Below are 18,249 nucleotides of genomic sequence, written 5' to 3'. Positions count from 1 at the left end.
GGCTCGCAAGCTTTTTGAAGTCAGTGTTATTAAGGCTATCCATGGCTAAATTTCACAATAATTCATCAATCTTAATTAGATCACATTTTTACTTTAATTGGTATCACCCACATATGAACAGCGTTAAGCAGCTTGGTATGGGCTTGGTTGGTCTAATTATCGTTGAGGAGAGCATTCCAGTGCCGTTTGATGAAGAGCACGCACTGATGCTTAAACATTGGCATATAGATAAGAAAGGCCAATGGAAAGATCTAATGATCCCACGACTCAGTGCTCGTATGGGTACGCCAGGAGAGTGGAGTAGCGTTAATGGAATACATGAGCCTATCTATGAGTTAAAACAACATGCAACAACCAGGCTACGTATCGCTAATGTCGACAATACGATCACTTACCCTATAGCTGTCGAAGGGGCTGAGGCATGGGTGATTGCCATTGATGGTAACCCTGTAAAAACACCTTATAAGCTGACGCAACATAAAATTGGTCCAGGGATGCGAGTGGATATTGGACTGATAGCACCCAAAGCCGGTGGGCGAGTTAGCGTCCTTCAAATGAAAGGACGCTTTCCTTTCTCTTTGTGTGAGTTCGAGGTTGTAGATTCAACCCTTGTTGAGAATCGCTCTCTGCCTTCTTTACCCCTTAATCCTGTGCCCAATTTAGATTTGGCTAATGCAGAAGAAATCGACTTTTTATTTGAATGGGAAGGGGCGGTTTCTCCAGTATCTAAAGATGGAAAATCTATGCCTAAGTTTTGGATAACTAATAAACGAGCATGGGAGGGGATGAGCAAAGATAATATCCCTGAACCGTTGGCGACTTTAGAGCTGGGAAAAACCTATATATTCGATCTTAAGAACGTCACTCAATATCATCACCCGATTCACATTCACGGCCATACATTCACTGTATTGGAACTTGATTGGAAGAAAGTTGAAGAACCTTTCCATACTGATACAGTGTTACTTGGAAAAAATGGCCGAGCTAAAGTTGCATTTGTAGCCGACAACCCTGGCCGCTGGATGTATCATTGTCATGTTATAGAACACATGAAAACGGGTTTGATGGGATATATTGAAGTTAAGTGACACCTGTAACGTTTAATATTTGAGCGTGCATTCTTAGTTTCTACCCTCGCTTTTATCGGCGTTAAAGCTAGAATATAGGGATTATTGTTTGGGAGGATTCATGGGTCAGTTATCTATTTTAGGTTTTATCGCCATCGGTGGCGCGTTTGGTGCTTGTTCACGTTACTTGATTTCAGAGTTATGCGTTGTGATGTTAGGGCGTGGTTTTCCTTACGGTACGCTGACTGTTAACGTAATTGGCTCTTTGATTATGGGCTTGCTCATCGCCGCATTCGAAAATGAGATGATTGCGACTGAACCATGGAGACAGATCATTGGCCTCGGTTTCCTTGGAGCACTGACTACGTTCTCTACATTTTCGATGGATAACGTGCTTCTTATGCAGCAGGGCGCTTTCTTTAAGATGGGGCTTAATGTGTTGCTCAACGTGGTTCTCAGTATTTCAGCAGCATGGCTCGGCTTCCAACTTTTGATAAAGTCTTAAAACTTTCTTACGATTTGTTAACAACTCGGCTTGGTTTATCCAAGCCGTTTTTATATACTCGATCGAACTTGTCGGAGTGCCATATGGCTGAGACCGTTAACTCGGGATCCGTTGAACCTGATCAGGCTAATACCTGCGAAGGGAACAAGAGTAGATATCTAACTAGAATCCTTCTAGAGATCTATCTCCAGATCACAACTGTATTTCTTACCGTGATCCCTCTTGTAGCATCTAATCCGTCAAGCATTTTTATCCCAATAAATAATGGCTAAAAGCCAAGGAAAAATGCTATGTCGAGTCGTAAACAAGCAAGACTGGAAGCGAAGAATTTCATTGATTCTTTATCCGTACAACCCTATCCAAATTCAAAAAAAGCTTACATCCAAGGATCTCGAGAAGATATCCAAGTCCCTGTGCGAGAAATATCACTCGCAGATAGCCTTGTCGGTGGCACCAAAAAAGAGCCTGTATTCGAATCTAATGAGCCTATTCATGTCTACGATACCTCCGGTGTTTATACCGATCCTACGCATGAAATAGACATTTATAGCGGCCTTCCTAAGTTGCGAGAGCAATGGATTGAAGAGCGTGGCGATACGGAATTGCTCGATGATGTAAGCTCTGTTTACACCAAAGAACGTTTAGAAGATGAAACCCTAGACGACCTTCGTTACGGAAACCTGCCTAGAATTCGTCGTGCTACTGGCGACCAATGTGTAACTCAACTGCATTATGCTCGTCAGGGTATTATCACTCCTGAGATGGAGTATATTGCGATACGCGAGAACATGGGGCGTCAGAAGTTTGCTGACGAACAACTTAATCACCAACACCCTGGCCATAACTTTGGCGCCAACCTACCTAAAGAAATTACCCCTGAGTTCGTGCGTAAAGAGGTCGCTGAAGGCCGAGCTATCATCCCTTCGAACATCAACCACCCAGAATCAGAACCTATGATTATTGGCCGCAACTTCTTAGTGAAAGTGAACGCCAATATCGGTAACTCTTCAGTTAGCTCTTCGATTGAAGAAGAAGTTGAGAAGCTAGTATGGTCGACTCGCTGGGGCGGCGATACCGTAATGGACCTTTCCACTGGCCGTAATATCCACGAGACTCGTGAATGGATCCTACGTAATAGCCCGGTGCCGATTGGTACGGTTCCTATGTATCAGGCGCTTGAGAAAGTGAATGGCGTAGCCGAAGACCTTAACTGGGAAGTGATGCGCGATACCTTGATTGAACAAGCGGAGCAGGGCGTTGATTACTTCACTATTCATGCCGGTTTGCTTCTTCGTTACGTTCCTATGACGGCTAAACGTGTGACTGGCATTGTCTCTCGTGGTGGATCTATCATCGCGAAATGGTGTCTTGCACATCACCAAGAAAGCTTCTTATACACACACTTCCGCGAGATCTGCGAGATCTGTGCGAAGTACGATGTTGCTCTTTCACTAGGTGATGGCTTGCGTCCTGGCTCTATTGCAGATGCCAACGATGAGGCTCAATTCTCGGAGTTACGTACTCTAGGTGAGTTAACTAAAGTGGCTTGGGAATACGACGTTCAGGTGATCATTGAAGGTCCTGGACATGTACCTATGCACCTTATTAAAGAGAACATGGACGAGCAGTTAGAGCACTGCCATGAAGCGCCTTTTTATACATTAGGTCCACTGACTACAGATATCGCACCGGGTTATGACCACATTACCTCTGGTATTGGCGCGGCGATGATTGGTTGGTACGGCTGTGCGATGCTTTGTTATGTAACACCTAAAGAGCATTTGGGCTTACCAAATAAAGAAGATGTGAAGACTGGCTTGATTACTTACAAGCTGGCAGCACATGCAGCAGACTTGGCCAAAGGACACCCAGGTGCACAAATCCGAGATAATGCATTATCAAAAGCTCGTTTTGAATTCCGTTGGGAAGACCAATTTAATCTAGCTTTAGATCCAGAAACAGCCCGTTCTTTCCACGATGAAACCCTGCCACAAGAATCGGGCAAGGTTGCTCACTTCTGCTCTATGTGTGGACCTAAATTCTGTTCAATGAAGATCTCTCAAGAAGTTCGAGAGTACGCGAAAGACACTGAACAAGTGGCTGCTGATCAGGCTATCGAGATTAAGATGCTTGATAATCCGTTGGAAGGGATGCGTCAGAAATCACAAGAGTTCCGTGATACTGGCTCTGAACTTTATCACCCAGCAGTAGGCGCAAAAGAAGCTCAATTAGAGGAATAATGACAGTGAAGATTCTTATCCCATCTCAAAATATTGAGCTAACGGGAGAGGTGCAAAGCTGTCTATTGGTTGCTAAGCGACAAGGCTTGGCAACCGATGCAGTTGAGTTGGGTGTAAGCCCAACTCAATGCTTCTCTATCGTTGATGCTCAGCAAGCGTTATCTATTGGTTTTGCTCATGATGTTGATTCATTGGCGGAGTGTCGCTCAAGTGAGCTTGATCATATCGTTTATTACAGTCATTCAGTGGCGCTAGCTGGTGTCCGCGATGCCTTGGCACAAACTCCGAATACCATCTATATCGGTGTCTTAGATGACTCAGCTGCATTGGATATCTGGTCACAGCTAGATTCTAATCGTGCTATCAAGAGTGAAACTCCAGCTCATCAGGAGTTAGATAGTCGTGGCCACTTTGCTTGGTTACTTACTTTGTTGGCGTTGGAATTCCCATTAGAAGATGCACTGGTTTTAGCTCGCGCAGCATCTAGTGTTTCACGTGGAACATGGCCAGCAAACTATCAAAACTTTCCTATTCCCGTTCTCGAAGATGAGCGACTGGATATTAGTGTTGGTTGGGCGCACCAAGGAACATCACTGTCGTTCCCGGAATTGAGTAAGAGTAGCCTAGGACTATACCCAGTGGTTGATGATGTTGAGTGGATCGAAAGGCTGCTCAAGCTTGGAATTAACACAGTTCAACTGCGTATTAAGAACCCACAGCAAGCAGATTTAGAACAACAAATCGCGCGATCTATCGAACTCGGTAGAGAGCACAACGCTCAGGTTTTTATCAATGACTATTGGCAATTGGCACTTAAGCATGATGCTTTTGGTGTTCATTTGGGGCAAGAGGACATCGAAGAATCCAACCTATCTCAACTGAGCCAAGCTGGTATTAAGATCGGTCTATCGACTCATGGTTATTACGAGTTGCTACGCATTGTGCAAATCAACCCAAGCTATATTGCGCTGGGGCATATATTCCCAACCACCACTAAGCAGATGCCATCGAAGCCTCAAGGACTTGTGCGTTTATCTCTCTATCAGCAGCTGATTGATACTATCCCATACACAGAAGAACTCACCGGTTATCCGACAGTTGCGATTGGTGGAATTGACCAGTCGACGGCCGCACAGGTGTGGAGTTGTCGGGTATCGAGCCTTGCTGTTGTACGTGCGATTACGTTAGCCGAAGACCCAAAACAAGTGATTGAGTTCTTCGAAGCATTAATGGCTGACCGTTCTTCAGGTGCTGCTAAAGAGTTAACTCAGGAGCTAAGTCATGCTGAATGATTTCGAATTCATTCGTTATCAACGACAACTCGCACTTCCTGAAGTGGGTGAGCAAGGGCAACGCAATCTATTAGATAGCCATGTATTGGTCATCGGTTGTGGTGGCTTAGGCAATGCTGCGGCTCTCTATCTTGCGGCTTCCGGTATCGGGAAAATCGTATTAGTTGATGATGATTGTGTGGATTCGTCTAACCTTCAACGACAAGTTGCGTTCAAGGAAAGCCAGTTAGGTTCGCCTAAGGTCGAAGCTCTGAAGCAAAAACTGACTGAGCTTAATGGTCGAAACCAAGTGAGAACCATCAATAGGCGAATGACTCAGAGCCAGCTTGAGCTTGAGGTGATGCTCGCTGATTTGGTGTTGGATTGTACTGACAACTTTGAGTCACGTCAGCAGGTTAACCAAGCATGTTTTGGTAGCAAGACACCTTTGGTTTCTGGTTCTGCGATCGGATGGAAAGGTCAGTTTATTGTCTTTGATTATCAGATGCAGAAAGGGTGCTATCACTGTTTGTTCCCGTTCAGTCATCATCCACAAACGACACGTTGTAGCGATAGCGGCATCATCGGCCCAGTTGTTGGTACCATAGGCAACCTCCAAGCACTGGCAGCGATTCAACGTATTAGCACTGGCGAGTTCCAGGTTGCAACACATCAGCTCAAACTGTTTGATGGTCAGACGATGAACTGGCAAAACTTAAGTGTCACTCAAGATAGTGAATGCCCCGTTTGCTGCACATCTACAGTTAACTATTTAGAAGAAGAAACCCAATGAGCAACATAACGATCTCTATCAATGAGCAACCAGAACAGGTTGCACAATCGTCGTCTCTAGCGGATATCATCCAAGCGCTTTCACTACCCGATCTGGGTTGTGTCTTTGCTATCAATAATGCGGTTGTCCCGCGTAGTCAGTGGCAACAAAGGGTCGTCAATGAAGGCGATGCTATTTCTCTTTTCCAAGCTATTGCAGGAGGCTAACTATGTTAACTATCGCAGATAAAACATTTCAATCACGACTCTTTACTGGAACGGGCAAGTTCGCGAATAAACATTTAATGGCGAGTGCTATCGAAGCTTCCGGTTCTCAACTGGCAACCATGGCGTTGAAGAGAGTTGATATTCGCTCTGAGCAAGATGATATTTTACAGCCCATCATTGATGCTGGCGTGAACTTGTTACCAAATACCTCCGGGGCGAAGAACGCGAAGGATGCCATCTTTGCTGCGCATTTGGCTCGCGAAGCGCTAGGCACAAACTGGCTCAAACTGGAAATTCACCCTGATCCAAAGTACTTGATGCCAGACCCAATTGAGACATTAAAAGCGGCTGAGCAACTGGTTAAAGATGGCTTTGTTGTGTTGCCTTACTGTCATGCTGACCCAGTGTTGTGTAAACGATTGGAAGAGGTGGGTTGTGCTGCGGTTATGCCGCTAGGTGCGCCGATTGGGTCGAACAAAGGTATCGCTTCGGCAGACTTCTTAGAGATCATTATCGACCAAGCGAACGTCCCTGTGATTGTTGACGCTGGTATTGGTGCGCCATCTCATGCTACTCGTGCAATGGAAATGGGCGCGGATGCCGTGTTAGTTAATACTGCAATTGCGGCTTCTCAACAACCCGTTGATATGGCGATTGCTTTTAAACTGGCAGTTGAAGCTGGCCGTATGGCTTACCTTTCTGGTCTTGCTGGACAGGTGTCTCATGCGGTTGCTTCTAGTCCGCTAACTTCATTCCTAGACGAGTAGTGTCCTTATGACGTTTGTTGATCGATTTAAACAGCTCAACTGGGATGACATTGGTATGTCCATCTTCAGTAAAACGGCAGCGGATGTTGAGCGCGCTCTGAGTAAACCTAAACGCGACTTGGAAGACTTTAAGGCTCTTATCTCTCCGGCAGCAGAACCTTACTTAGAGCAGATGGCGCAACAATCGTTGGCACTCACACGCAAGCGATTCGGCAATACAATGTCGTTGTATATTCCATTGTACCTCTCAAACTTATGTGCGAATGCGTGCACGTATTGTGGTTTCTCAATGGAGAACCGCATTAAGCGTCGCACACTTACTTTAGATGAAATCGATGCTGAAAGTGCCGCTATCAAAAAGATGAAGTTTGATAGTGTATTGTTGGTGACTGGTGAACATGAAACCAAGGTCGGGATGAAGTACTTCCGTGAAGTGCTACCGAATATTAAGGCACAATTTAACTATCTTGCGATGGAAGTGCAGCCGCTTGATCAAGATGACTACGCAGAGCTTAAAACTCTCGGCTTAGATGCGGTGATGGTTTACCAAGAAACGTATAGCCCAAGTACCTACGCGGAACACCACTTGCGTGGCAATAAAATGGATTTTGAATACCGGCTCGAAACGCCCGATCGTTTGGCAAAAGCGGGTATTGATAAGATAGGTATTGGTGCTTTGATTGGCTTGGAAGATTGGCGTACCGACTGTTTCTTCGTGGCCGCTCACTTAGACTATCTTGAGCGTACTTATTGGCAAACACGTTACTCGATTTCATTCCCACGTCTTCGTCCGTGTGAGGGTGGTTTGCAGCCTAAATCGATTATGAGTGATAAACAGTTGGTTCAACTTATCTGTGCGTATCGCTTATTAAACCCTGAGGTTGAATTGTCTCTCTCGACTCGTGAGTCTGCAGCTTTCCGCGACAATGTGTTGACATTGGGAATCACCAGTATGTCGGCTGCGTCTAAAACCCAGCCTGGTGGTTATGCTTCTGATGAAGAAGAACTCGAGCAATTTGAAATAAGTGATGAGCGAAGTGCTGCCGATGTTGAGTCAATGATTCGTCAACGTGGTTTTGATCCTGTGTGGCGAGACTGGCACAGTGCTTACTCTGGTTAGCGAACACACAGATTTATGTTCCACGTGAAACATCGACGAAGTTAAATCGACAAATAAAAACGGCTACCCTAAGGTAGCCGTTTTTCATTTCATTAAGTTTGAATTAGCTAAGCATTAAGCATGAGCAAGTGGAGTGGTTGATTGGCGTAACCATTCCAATGTATCACCTTCAACTAATGGGCTAACATCGTTCCATACTTTCTGGTGGTAATCATTAAGCCATGCAAGTTCAGGTCGTGTCAGTAAATCGACGTTGATGTTGCGCTTATCGATAGGGCAACGTGTTAGCGACTCAAACGTTAGTACTGAGAAGTCACCTTGAGTTGGCAGCTCAACCACCAGTTCTAGGTTTTCGATACGGATACCAAATTCATCTGCACGGTAGTAACCCGGCTCGTTTGATAACACCATGCCTTCAACAAGAGGTACATCGATTAGCTTCTTAGAGATGCTTTGCGGACCTTCATGAACACTTAGGAAATGACCAACACCGTGACCAGTACCGTGGTCGTAGTCGAAGCCTTCTGCCCATAAGTGTTGGCGAGCTAGAATATCAAGTTGGAAACCACGAGTACCCTGTGGGAAACGTGCACGCGCGATACCGATGTGACCTTTAAGCGATAACGTGAACTGCTGGATCATTTCGTCGCTTGGCTGGCCAATCGCGATAGTTCGAGTGATGTCGGTTGTACCATCTAGGTACTGACCGCCTGAATCGACTAGGTAAAGAGTATTCATCTCTAACTGACCTGGTTCAGGTTGGTTCTCGTGGTTGTAGTGACACATTGCTGCGTTGCCGCCTGCTGCTGAAATCGTGTCAAAACTTAGGTCCATCAGCGTTGGGTCTTGTTCGCGGAATGATTGAACTTTGTCTGCTAGCACAGCTTCATTGTGCAGATTACCTTGCGTGACTTCTGCATCAATCCAAGATAGGAACTTCGCCATCGCAACACCATCACGAATGTGACACGCTTTCATGCCGGCAATTTCAGTTTCATTCTTTGCTGCTTTTGGCATTAGGCATGGGTCTGCTGCTTCAATGATATGAGCACCAGAGTTTTGTAGAACCAGCGTGTACCAAGCGTTACTGGTACCTGAATCGACAGATACATTTTTGCCTTCCAAAGATTGAAGGCGTGCTTCAAGCTCTGATGGGTGAGATACGCGAATACCATTGCCAACGTGTGCTTCAAAGCCCGTAGGAATACGAGCTGGGTCTAGGAAGAAGTCGACGCTTTCATCGGCGTGGATGATCGCATTGGATAACACAACAGGTAGGCGAGATACGTCCAAGCCGCGAATGTTAAGCAACCAACAGATCGAATCGAGTTCCGTAAGGATAGCGGCATCAGCACCTTTGGCTTTTAGTAAGCCAGCAATCTCCGCACGTTTGCTTTCACTTGATTGGCCTACTGCGTCTGTTGCCATTAAGCGAACATCAGATACCACCGGCTCAGGACGATCAGACCAAAGCTCATCAATTGGATTCGAAGATAGTGTTGTTAGTTCAACTTTCTCTGCCAGTTTAGCTTGAGCGCCTTTCAACCAAGCAGCAGTGTGCATGCGTGGGTCGAATGCAACCTTGCTGCCTTGTGCTAGAGAACTGGTGATCCAATCTAAAGCCGGCTCTTCAATAAGGTGGCGATACTCAAATAACTCTGCTGGTACCTGCTTACGAACCTGAACCGTGTAGCGACCATCAACAAAAATAGCAGCGTTCTCACGAGTGATAACTGCCGCACCAGCAGAGCCAGTGAAACCTGTTAACCAGTGAAGTCGCTCGTTATGAGCAGGAACGTATTCACCTAGATATTCGTCTTCATGTGGAATGATAACGGCATCTAGGTTGTTTGTTTCAAGCCAAGCTCGAACCGCAGCAACGCGTTCAGCAGTGATATTGTGCATCTGTGTTTATCCTTATTGTTAGGGTCCTTGTTAACACTCACAGTCGATATACATGCGAGGGGACTTATTAGGTCAATAAGCTAGCGCTTTTGTTCGTTTGCTGCAAACGCTGTACGCCATTTTTATCTAAGGTGCAGAGTTTTTTCTTTGATGATATCTCGTAGCCAAGTTAACGCTGGGTCATTTTCTCTGTCACGGTGCCAAAACAGAGTGTATGCCATCGGTGGGAATTCCATCGGTAAAGGGACAACCACTAAGTCGAGTTGCTTGGCGACGAGGTAAGTAAAGTGGCTTGGTGCAGTAAACACAAAGTCGGTGTAGGTACATAGGCTTGCGGCGCTATTGAAGTCTGGAACAGAAATAGCGATATCACGTTGGTGACCAAGGTCGGCAAGCTTATAGTCGAGCAGCCAACGATCGTTACCATCACATCTTACTTGTACATGACGCTGTGCAAGGTAGGTTTCCAGATCCCATTTGCCATTCAGAGCGGGGTGGTTGCGTCTTAGCACACACATCTGCGCGTCACGGTAGATCTCTTGCTCGCAAATATCATCTGGCGGCAGCATAGTTAAACGTGCGTCGTTGATGTCGATGTCTTTACCTGTGAGTCCGATATCGAGCTCACCGAGCTGCAGCTTCTTAAAGGTTTGCTCCGTCCAAGCGTGGGTGTTGATATTCACCTTAGGGGCTTGTCGAAATATCGCTGGTAAAAAGTGGGGAAGAATAAGTGGGTAAACGCTCTCAACAGCCGCAATGTGAAAACTGTGGTCACTGTTGTTGGGAATGAAGGTCTCTGGTTGGGTGAGCACATCAAGTTGGTTGATCAGCGTTTCTAATCGAGGTTTGAGAAAGACCGCCTTTGGTGTTGGTCGCAGACCATGAGCACTTCGCGTGAAAAGGGGATCATTAAATTGCTCACGAAGTTTGGCCAATGACTTACTAACCGCTGACTGGCTTAGGCACAATCGGTGGGCGGTGCGAGTCACACTTAGCTCTTCCATCAGCACCTGCAAGCAAACTAATAGATTGAGGTCGAGGCGCGATAGTTTCTCAATATTCATATGAGTTTCCTATTTGGAATAATGCTAATGAGTATATGCCATTTTTGTTCATATCTTTAGTTGGTTATTATGCACCTAAATTAACTCATTCGGAGAATCTTGTGCCTTCTAACGCGCTTCCAACCCCTAGTAAACTGCAGGTTGCTTTATTGGCAATGTTGGTTTTATTTAGCCCTCTGGCTATTGATATCTACCTACCAGCTCTGCCACAAATTTCGACAGCGTTTCACGTGGAACATGCACTAGCACAAGATACGATTACCTGGTTTTTATTCGCCATGGGTGTCGGGCAATTATTTGCTGGCCCTTTGGCTGATAAGCTAGGACGTCGAACCGTTGCATTGGGAGGTGTTAGTATCTATGCATTGAGTGCTTGCTTGGCGTGGGCAGCTCAATCGATTGATATGATGCTAATGGCTCGGCTGCTACAAGGCTTAGGAGCTTGTGCGACTTCTGTAGCAGCCTTTGCAACGGTTCGCGATCTATTTGGCCCGGAGAAGAGTGGCCGTATGATCAGCTACCTTAATGGTGCAATCTGTTTTATTCCTGCTTTGGCACCCATTCTTGGCGCTTGGTTAACACATCAATTTGGTTGGCGCTCGAACTTTAGCTTTATGGCAGGCTTTGCTGTCGTTGTTGGCACTATCTTATTCTTCCAAATGAAAGAGTCTAACCCTGCGACAGAAAAGGTTGCGGTATTCAAGCTTGAGCGATACTGGTCAGTATTGAAAACACCATCATTCCTTTTCCACGCAACCTTGTGTCTGATGGCGATGGCGGTTATTCTCGCTTATGTAACCTCTGCACCAGTTGTGTTGATGGAAAACCTAGGCCTGACCATGAAAGAGTTTACTTTCTGGTTTGGTGTTAATGCGGCCATCAACATTGCAGCTGCGTTTACTGCACCTAAATTTATGGACCGTTTTGGTACCTATAAAGCACTGGTGGTTGGTATCTCGACGCTGGGCTTAGCGGGTGTGATTATGTTGGTGCTTGCTGAGCACGCTACTCCAATCGCGTTCATGCTACCGATTTTCCTATCTTCAGTTGGCTTCGCTTGGATTCTTGGTGCCGCAGCCGGTAAGGCACTTGAACCTTTTGGTGACCGTGCGGGTACCGCAGCTGCGTTGCTTGGCTTGTTCCAAATGAGCGGTTCAGGACTGCTTGTTGGTACCATGCAACGTCTTGATTTAACGTCTCAAGTGATGATTGCTCTGCAAATGTTCCTTATTGTTCCTGCATTGTTAGTGCTTGCGAGCAAAGCGGGTAAGTCATGGCACACGACGTTTGCTAAGGCATAAGTCTCAAGGGTGACAAAATATACAAATGGCGGTTTGCGAAACGTTAAAACATGGTATATTTGTCACTCATTGAAACGTTAGTCCCCAACGGAAAATACTGTAATGTCATTAACAACCTACGAAATGGCGCGCATCTTAGAACAAATGGAAGATGCACCTGAAAAGGTCATGTTTGGTAAATTGCTTAAAGAGCTAGGAAACCAAAGTGAAGAGCGTATTCGCAGTGCGGCAAAACAAGTTCCAATTGATACTTTGCGAGATATCATTTACCAATTTCAACGCGTGGTTGAATCTCGTAAAGGTGAACAAGTTCAGCTACTAGCAAAAGAGCTAGCCGAGCAAGGTATCTCTGCTGAAGAGCTACAAGCTTTTCTAAACAAGTAGTTTATTCCAGATAAAAAGAAACCACTCAATTGAGTGGTTTTTTGCGTTTTGGATCTATGTAAATTTAGAGGCTATGGAAAAGAGCTTTAGCTTTTGAACTGCGCTTTTAAGATTCTATCCAATGAAAATGGTCCTGCTCCCCATACCACGACGATAAGAATCATTAATCCCCAAAGCTGATGATCATAGAAGCCTTGCGCCCACAATACAGGGTATGACACGACGGCCATGATATTGAAAACGAACAGCACTGCAGCCATTGGTCGGGTTAACAAGCCAAGCGCTAAGAATACCGGCAGAATCAATTCAGCTGCGGTACCCATGTAAGCGGCCAATTCCCAAGGCAAAAGAGGCACTTGGTATTCCAATTCAAACAAGTAAAGGGTGCTATCCCAAGTGGCTATCTTGGTGAGTCCTGAATTAAAGAAGACCCATGCCACCCATAGGCGACAAAACAGAAGTAGTACGGGAACAAAAAGTGCCTGTGATTTCTCAATCAAACTGTCGTATTGAGCCATCATGTTCGTGACTGTGTTGTTATCCATATTATGTCTCCAATTCGGCATTGATTGAAAAGCCTGAGATGACGTTAAGTGCCATGACAGTATTCAGATGTTGTAGTAGTAAAGGGTCTATCGCTGAGAGCGTTTGACCCGATTGCAATTCAGTTAATAGTTGGTGGCTTTCTTGCGTCAAACGATGGCTCTCAACCTGTGAATTTTCCGCTCGGATTAACACCCCAAATTCAGGTTGGTTGATGTCTAACCCATCGAGTTGTTGCTGGTAGATAGCCTGCTCAAGCGCGATAATCGTATAGCTAGAATTAACTAGCGTTATTGAATCTTTGAGATGAAAGACTAAAGCGCCTTGTTGTTCTTGCGGTACATCAGCTAAACGAGAAAGAGGACGTTGGTCGACATGTGATTCTGAAACGCATCTCACCAAGCTATCTTTTTGCCATTCATACAAAGCTACTTCAGCGAGATAAGGTGCAGCCTCGATAACCGCAGGAAAGGCTTGGATAGTTTGTTCAAAGTGTTCACCGTAACCACTGACATCACCAGAGGTCGATGGATAATGTAAGACATGTTGACGAGCCATCTGTTGGAAGCACTCTTCACCAACCAACATTTCAGTGAGTGGGTAGGTTGCTGCCAGAACTTCGCTCAAGCTGATCACAAAGTTATTACGGTAAATCTGGATGCGTTGTTCATCGGTAAAATGGTCGCTCACTATGTCGCAGTACTCACCATTGTTTTGATAGCGTAGGGCGTTAGCAAACTCCAATTGAACCTCTGCTAGGGAGTGGCTCATGAGGCGCGACTCCTTTGGTTGAACTTGTCGTGTTGATACAAGATATCACTGGCTTTGGTTGCTTCAGCCAATAAAACTTGTGGCTCTGGGATATCGAGATCCCACTCAATCAAGGTATGGCGCAAAACATGTTGTGCAACCCAGTCAGTGTAGAGTTTCCACACTTCGTCACAGACAGGTTTACTGTGTGTGTCTATCCAGATCTCACCTTGTTCAAGCTTCTTTTTGGTAAAACCTGCCAAGTGAATCTCTTCAACTTTGTCTGCTGGTATTCCGTTTAAGTACTCTTCACAACTAAAGCCATGATTAAAAGATGAGACGAAAATATTATTGAAATCGAGCAGTAGGCGACACTCAGTACGCTTTTGTACCTCAGCCAAAAACTCCCACTCAGGAATAGTAGAATGCTTGAAGGATAGGTAGCTCGATGGGTTCTCAATCAACATCGGGCGTTGCAAGCTGTCTTGAACCTCGATGACATTACGACAGAAGACTTCCAATGCTTCTTCTGTGTAAGGCAGCGGTAGCAAGTCATTGAAGTAATGACCACCTGTCTGACTCCAACTGAGATGATCAGAAACCAAGAAGGGTTCGATATCATCAAGGAGCTCTTTTAATTGCACAAGATGATGTTGATTGATGCGCTCAACAGAACCTAGCGACAACCCAACACCGTGACAACTGATGTTGTGTGCGTGACGAATTTCTCTGAGTTGTTGTCGTTGCGGTGATTGAGCTAAGAAGTAGTTCTCGCTGTGAACTTCTAACCAACTTACTAAGGCTGGATTTTGGCTAAAGAAGTCCAAGTGCGGTGTTCTAAGGCCAACCCCTGCGTAGGGGTGAAGAGTTTGAGTCACAACGATTCTCCTAACAAGAAGTGGAGGTGAGCTGAATGTCAGCTCACCATACTAAGCAGCTCAATTATGATGATTGAGTGTTACCACCTGATAATTTGCCACATAGCCCTTTAGGTACGACTACGAACGCATCGGATTGGTTGTCTTCTTTTGCTGTACCCGCACATGAGCTTGTTTTGGTTGCACAATCATTTTGGCCAGCTTTTGCCACGCCGTAGCATTTTTCTTTTGCTGCTGCTTCCGCAGGTGCTGATGTAAGAACTGCACCGCCGAACGCTAGTACACTTGTGATTGCAGCTGTAACAGCAAGATTAGAATTTTTCATAGTCATTCCCTCTAGGACTTAATAGTATTTTCATATCGCAGGTTAATGGATTGTTAACTTGCTTACTAAAAAGGATTGGAACAACCGGGAAATAATTTCACGGTATTATAAAAATTATCAATATTAATGATGTTTCATCTCTTAAGTTATTGAATTAATGATGTTAATTTTTGATTGTTTTTTCTTCTTATTATCCTAAACGCAGCCTAGTGTTTAGGTTATAATCAACTTTTATGTATAAATACCCAGTAGTGAGCATATCCAATGATAGATCCTTCGCTTTTACTCGATGGCCTAAACGATAAACAGCGTGAGGCGGTCGCGGCACCTTTAGAAAACCTACTTATTCTGGCAGGTGCAGGCAGTGGTAAAACGCGAGTGTTGGTGCATCGTATCGCTTGGCTGCAAAGCGTAGAGCAAGCATCACCGTTCTCTATTATGTCGGTTACCTTCACCAACAAAGCGGCAGCAGAGATGCGTGGTCGTATTGAAGAGTTGATGATGGGTAGTTCGTCAGGCATGTGGAACGGCACCTTCCATGGTATCTGTCACCGCATCCTTCGTGCTCACTACCTAGATGCAAAACTGCCAGAAGATTTCCAGATCATTGATTCTGATGATCAGATTCGTTTGCTACGCCGCTTAATCAAGGCGCAAAACCTCGATGAAAAGCAGTGGCCTGCTAAGCAAGCTTCTTGGTGGATCAATGGCAAGAAAGACGAGGGGTTACGCCCAAGTCACATTGACGCCTACCATGATCCAATAACTCAAACGTGGTTAAAGATCTATTCTGCTTACCAAGAAGCATGTGACCGTGCTGGTTTGGTCGACTTTGCGGAAATCTTGCTGAGATCGCATGAACTATTACGCGATAAGAAACACATTCGAGAGCATTACCAAGCACGCTTTAAGCATATCCTTGTCGATGAATTCCAAGATACCAACAACATCCAATACGCTTGGCTTCGGATGATGGCTGGCCCAGATTGTCGCGTGATGATCGTAGGTGATGATGACCAATCTATCTATGGTTGGCGTGGTGCGAAGATCGAAAATATTCAGAAGTTCTTGGATGAATTCCCAGGAGCTTCGACGGTTCGACTTGAACAAAACTACCGTTCAACTAAAACCATTCTGCAGGCGTCGAACGAGCTTATCTCGAACAACACCGAACGTATGGGTAAAGAGCTGTGGACCGATGGTAACGATGGCGAGCCAATCTCTGTGTACTCAGCTTATAACGAGCTAGATGAAGCACGTTTCACGGTCAGCAAAATCAAAGAGTGGCAAGAGAAAGGCGGTGCGTTAGAAGATACCGCGATGCTTTATCGTAATAACGCCCAATCGCGTGTTCTTGAAGAAGCTTTGATCCAAGGTGGTCTACCTTACCGAATCTACGGCGGCATGCGATTCTTCGAGCGTCAAGAAATCAGAGACGCCTTGAGCTACATGCGCCTCATGAGCAACCGCAGTAATGATGCCGCGTTTGAACGTGTGGTTAATACGCCAACGCGTGGCTTGGGTGATAAAACGTTAGAAACGATTCGTCTTGCTGCTCGTGATCGTGGTGCAACCATGTGGGAAGCCAGTGTTGCTTTGATAGAAGAGCAAGTGCTACCCGGTCGTGCTGCGGGCGCATTAAGTCGTTTTATCGAGCTGATTAATGCGCTTGAAGATGACACGTTGGAACTTAGCCTGCATGAACAAACCGACCACGTGATTAAATCGTCGGGTCTGTTTGCTATGTACGAGCAAGAGAAGGGTGAGAAGTCGAAGGCACGTATCGAGAACTTGGAAGAATTGGTAACGGCAACGCGCCAGTTTGAAAAGCCGGAAGAAGCGGATGAGATGAGCATGCTGACGGCGTTCTTAACTCACGCAGCTTTGGAAGCGGGTGAAGGTCAGGCCGATGAGTTTGACGATGCGGTTCAGTTAATGACTTTGCACAGTGCTAAAGGCCTAGAGTTTCCAATGGTGTTCATGGTGGGTGTCGAAGAAGGCATGTTCCCAAGCCAGATGTCGGCCGAAGAAGCGGGGCGTTTAGAAGAAGAGCGTCGCCTGTGTTACGTAGGCATGACCCGTGCGATGGAGAAGCTTTACATCACTTATGCTGAGATGCGTCGTCTGTACGGTCAGGACAAATATCATAAGCCATCACGTTTTATTCGTGAGCTGCCAGAAACCTGTCTGGATGAAGTGCGTATGAAAGCGCAAGTCAGCCGCCCTGCAAGCAGTGGTCGCTTTAGCCAAACCGCTGTGAAAGAGAACTTCAATGAAACAGGCTTTAGCTTGGGCTCTCGCGTGAAGCACCCTAAGTTTGGTGAAGGCACCATCATCAACTTCGAAGGAAGTGGCCCACAAAGCCGAGTTCAAGTGGCGTTTAATGGTGAAGGGATTAAGTGGTTAGTAACGGCTTACGCGCGTTTAGAGCAGCTTTAATCTATTACTTCAGCATCTAATAACCGTTCATTATTGAAAACAAAAAGAGCAGCCAATGGCTGCTCTTTTTTATTGCGTACCGCTTTAAGCGGTCATAATACATGACTGACTAGAAGGGATCTTACAGTGCTTCAAGTGCCGCTTCGTAGTTTGGTTCTTCAGTGATCTCTGCAACCAACTCACTGTGTGTTACCACACCCTTTTCATCAACAACGACAACTGCACGTGTTGTTAGGCTTGCTAGTGGACCTTCAGCAATCGCTACGCCGTAGTCTGATGCGAATGTAGGAGAACGGAAAGTTGAAGCGTGTTGAACGCCTTCAATGCCTTCTAGTTCGCAGAAGCGACCTGCAGCAAATGGTAGGTCAGCAGAAATACAAACAACCACCGTGTTCTCAAGCTCTGCCGCTTTTGCGTTGAACGTACGTACGCTCGTTGCACAAGTTGCTGTGTCGATGCTTGGGAAGATGTTTAGAACCACTTTCTTGCCTTCAAGAGAAGCAAGAGTCAGTTCAGAAAGGTCGCCTGCAGTCAGTGCAAAGCTTGGTGCTTGTTCGCCAGTTTGTGGGAATGTGCCTGTTAGTGGTACAGCAGCGCCTTTGAAGGTAACGTGTGACATGAATTTGTCCTTAGTTTAATTATGGTTATGAAACTAGTTGAGCCTAGTAAGACTTACGTTACTCGGAAGTGG

General features: G+C 45.7%; 18 protein-coding genes and 1 riboswitch. Of the genes, 11 read left to right on the top strand and 7 right to left on the bottom strand.

The annotated features are described in order from the left end of the window. The 8 genes from F0229_RS19875 to thiH all read left to right on the top strand — a co-directional run. Positions 1 to 1,088, top strand: a 1,088-nt coding sequence (locus F0229_RS19875) for a multicopper oxidase family protein (RefSeq protein ID WP_253821013.1), incomplete at its 5' end; no start/stop codon positions are given. A 100-nt stretch (positions 1,089 to 1,188) separates the two neighbouring features. After that, the gene (gene crcB / locus F0229_RS19870; RefSeq protein WP_171733527.1) at positions 1,189 to 1,572 is read left to right on the top strand and encodes a fluoride efflux transporter CrcB; all 384 of its coding nucleotides are present in this window, start codon (positions 1,189 to 1,191) and stop codon (positions 1,570 to 1,572) included. Between the two features lie 62 nt (positions 1,573 to 1,634). After that, positions 1,635 to 1,733, top strand: a riboswitch (TPP riboswitch). Positions 1,734 to 1,862: 129 nt separating this feature from the next. Then, complete coding sequence (gene thiC, locus F0229_RS19865; protein WP_102321142.1) at positions 1,863 to 3,812, top strand: phosphomethylpyrimidine synthase ThiC; 1,950 nt, start codon at positions 1,863 to 1,865, stop codon at positions 3,810 to 3,812. Continuing rightward, the gene (locus F0229_RS19860) at positions 3,812 to 5,104 is read left to right on the top strand and encodes a thiamine phosphate synthase (RefSeq protein ID WP_171733526.1); all 1,293 of its coding nucleotides are present in this window, start codon (positions 3,812 to 3,814) and stop codon (positions 5,102 to 5,104) included. The genes thiC and F0229_RS19860 overlap by 1 nt, the downstream gene beginning before the upstream one ends. Continuing rightward, a complete protein-coding gene (locus tag F0229_RS19855) occupies positions 5,094 to 5,876 on the top strand; it encodes a HesA/MoeB/ThiF family protein (protein WP_017062994.1) in 783 nt (260 codons plus the stop codon). The genes F0229_RS19860 and F0229_RS19855 overlap by 11 nt, the downstream gene beginning before the upstream one ends. After that, the gene (gene thiS / locus F0229_RS19850) at positions 5,873 to 6,082 is read left to right on the top strand and encodes a sulfur carrier protein ThiS (protein ID WP_017061316.1); all 210 of its coding nucleotides are present in this window, start codon (positions 5,873 to 5,875) and stop codon (positions 6,080 to 6,082) included. The genes F0229_RS19855 and thiS overlap by 4 nt, the downstream gene beginning before the upstream one ends. A 2-nt stretch (positions 6,083 to 6,084) precedes the next feature. Beyond that, positions 6,085 to 6,849, top strand: coding sequence for a thiazole synthase (locus tag F0229_RS19845; RefSeq protein WP_017072448.1), 765 nt, complete (start codon positions 6,085 to 6,087; stop codon positions 6,847 to 6,849). A 7-nt stretch (positions 6,850 to 6,856) separates the two neighbouring features. Then, positions 6,857 to 7,969 (top strand): 2-iminoacetate synthase ThiH, encoded by a 1,113-nt coding sequence (gene thiH, locus F0229_RS19840; protein ID WP_171733525.1) that lies wholly within the window; start codon positions 6,857 to 6,859, stop codon positions 7,967 to 7,969. Positions 7,970 to 8,083: 114 nt separating this feature from the next. Here the strand turns inward: thiH and F0229_RS19835 are convergent, their stop codons facing one another. Beyond that, entirely contained in the window at positions 8,084 to 9,874 is a 1,791-nt protein-coding gene (locus F0229_RS19835; protein WP_171733524.1) for an aminopeptidase P family protein, read from the bottom strand. A 122-nt stretch (positions 9,875 to 9,996) separates the two neighbouring features. Then, positions 9,997 to 10,938 carry a LysR substrate-binding domain-containing protein gene (locus F0229_RS19830; protein WP_017061320.1) on the bottom strand — a complete coding sequence of 314 codons (942 nt, stop codon included), beginning with the start codon at positions 10,936 to 10,938 and terminating at the stop codon, positions 9,997 to 9,999. A gap of 101 nt (positions 10,939 to 11,039) precedes the next feature. On the opposite strand from F0229_RS19830, the gene F0229_RS19825 reads away from it, so the two are divergent. Then, the gene (locus F0229_RS19825; protein WP_029235524.1) at positions 11,040 to 12,239 is read left to right on the top strand and encodes a multidrug effflux MFS transporter; all 1,200 of its coding nucleotides are present in this window, start codon (positions 11,040 to 11,042) and stop codon (positions 12,237 to 12,239) included. A 102-nt stretch (positions 12,240 to 12,341) separates the two neighbouring features. Further along, positions 12,342 to 12,623, top strand: a complete 282-nt coding sequence (locus F0229_RS19820) for a hypothetical protein (RefSeq protein ID WP_004736654.1) — start codon at positions 12,342 to 12,344, stop codon at positions 12,621 to 12,623. Between the two features lie 86 nt (positions 12,624 to 12,709). Here F0229_RS19820 and F0229_RS19815 read toward each other — a convergent pair whose 3' ends face one another. The 4 genes from F0229_RS19815 to F0229_RS19800 all read right to left on the bottom strand — a co-directional run bounded on the left by F0229_RS19815 (position 12,710) and on the right by F0229_RS19800 (position 15,119). After that, positions 12,710 to 13,168 (bottom strand): DoxX family protein, encoded by a 459-nt coding sequence (locus tag F0229_RS19815; RefSeq protein WP_017085662.1) that lies wholly within the window; start codon positions 13,166 to 13,168, stop codon positions 12,710 to 12,712. A gap of 1 nt (position 13,169) precedes the next feature. Beyond that, complete coding sequence (locus F0229_RS19810; RefSeq protein ID WP_171733523.1) at positions 13,170 to 13,937, bottom strand: DNA-binding domain-containing protein; 768 nt, start codon at positions 13,935 to 13,937, stop codon at positions 13,170 to 13,172. After that, entirely contained in the window at positions 13,934 to 14,794 is an 861-nt protein-coding gene (locus F0229_RS19805; protein WP_171733522.1) for a DUF692 family multinuclear iron-containing protein, read from the bottom strand. The genes F0229_RS19810 and F0229_RS19805 overlap by 4 nt, the downstream gene beginning before the upstream one ends. Positions 14,795 to 14,858: 64 nt before the next feature. After that, the gene (locus tag F0229_RS19800) at positions 14,859 to 15,119 is read right to left on the bottom strand and encodes a DUF2282 domain-containing protein (protein ID WP_004736650.1); all 261 of its coding nucleotides are present in this window, start codon (positions 15,117 to 15,119) and stop codon (positions 14,859 to 14,861) included. Positions 15,120 to 15,383: 264 nt separating this feature from the next. On the opposite strand from F0229_RS19800, the gene uvrD reads away from it, so the two are divergent. Continuing rightward, the gene (gene uvrD, locus F0229_RS19795; protein ID WP_017061325.1) at positions 15,384 to 17,558 is read left to right on the top strand and encodes a DNA helicase II; all 2,175 of its coding nucleotides are present in this window, start codon (positions 15,384 to 15,386) and stop codon (positions 17,556 to 17,558) included. Positions 17,559 to 17,679: 121 nt separating this feature from the next. Here the strand turns inward: uvrD and tpx are convergent, their stop codons facing one another. After that, positions 17,680 to 18,177, bottom strand: a complete 498-nt coding sequence (tpx, locus tag F0229_RS19790; protein WP_171733521.1) for a thiol peroxidase — start codon at positions 18,175 to 18,177, stop codon at positions 17,680 to 17,682. Positions 18,178 to 18,249 lie beyond the last annotated feature (72 nt).

Source organism: Vibrio sp. AIC-3 (assembly GCF_013114515.1).
GTDB lineage: Bacteria > Pseudomonadota > Gammaproteobacteria > Enterobacterales > Vibrionaceae > Vibrio > Vibrio crassostreae_C.
This window is presented reverse-complemented; position numbering and strand designations above follow the sequence as displayed.

Coding starts and splice junctions, on each gene's coding strand:
- crcB (WP_171733527.1), top strand. CDS start 1,189: ATGGGTCAGTTATCTATTTTAGGTTTTATCGCCATCGGTGGCGCGTTT.
- thiC (WP_102321142.1), top strand. CDS start 1,863: ATGTCGAGTCGTAAACAAGCAAGACTGGAAGCGAAGAATTTCATTGAT.
- F0229_RS19860 (WP_171733526.1), top strand. CDS start 3,812: ATGACAGTGAAGATTCTTATCCCATCTCAAAATATTGAGCTAACGGGA.
- F0229_RS19855 (WP_017062994.1), top strand. CDS start 5,094: ATGCTGAATGATTTCGAATTCATTCGTTATCAACGACAACTCGCACTT.
- thiS (WP_017061316.1), top strand. CDS start 5,873: ATGAGCAACATAACGATCTCTATCAATGAGCAACCAGAACAGGTTGCA.
- F0229_RS19845 (WP_017072448.1), top strand. CDS start 6,085: ATGTTAACTATCGCAGATAAAACATTTCAATCACGACTCTTTACTGGA.
- thiH (WP_171733525.1), top strand. CDS start 6,857: ATGACGTTTGTTGATCGATTTAAACAGCTCAACTGGGATGACATTGGT.
- F0229_RS19835 (WP_171733524.1), bottom strand. CDS start 9,874: ATGCACAATATCACTGCTGAACGCGTTGCTGCGGTTCGAGCTTGGCTT.
- F0229_RS19830 (WP_017061320.1), bottom strand. CDS start 10,938: ATGAATATTGAGAAACTATCGCGCCTCGACCTCAATCTATTAGTTTGC.
- F0229_RS19820 (WP_004736654.1), top strand. CDS start 12,342: ATGTCATTAACAACCTACGAAATGGCGCGCATCTTAGAACAAATGGAA.
- F0229_RS19815 (WP_017085662.1), bottom strand. CDS start 13,168: ATGGATAACAACACAGTCACGAACATGATGGCTCAATACGACAGTTTG.
- F0229_RS19810 (WP_171733523.1), bottom strand. CDS start 13,937: ATGAGCCACTCCCTAGCAGAGGTTCAATTGGAGTTTGCTAACGCCCTA.
- F0229_RS19800 (WP_004736650.1), bottom strand. CDS start 15,119: ATGAAAAATTCTAATCTTGCTGTTACAGCTGCAATCACAAGTGTACTA.
- uvrD (WP_017061325.1), top strand. CDS start 15,384: ATGATAGATCCTTCGCTTTTACTCGATGGCCTAAACGATAAACAGCGT.
- tpx (WP_171733521.1), bottom strand. CDS start 18,177: ATGTCACACGTTACCTTCAAAGGCGCTGCTGTACCACTAACAGGCACA.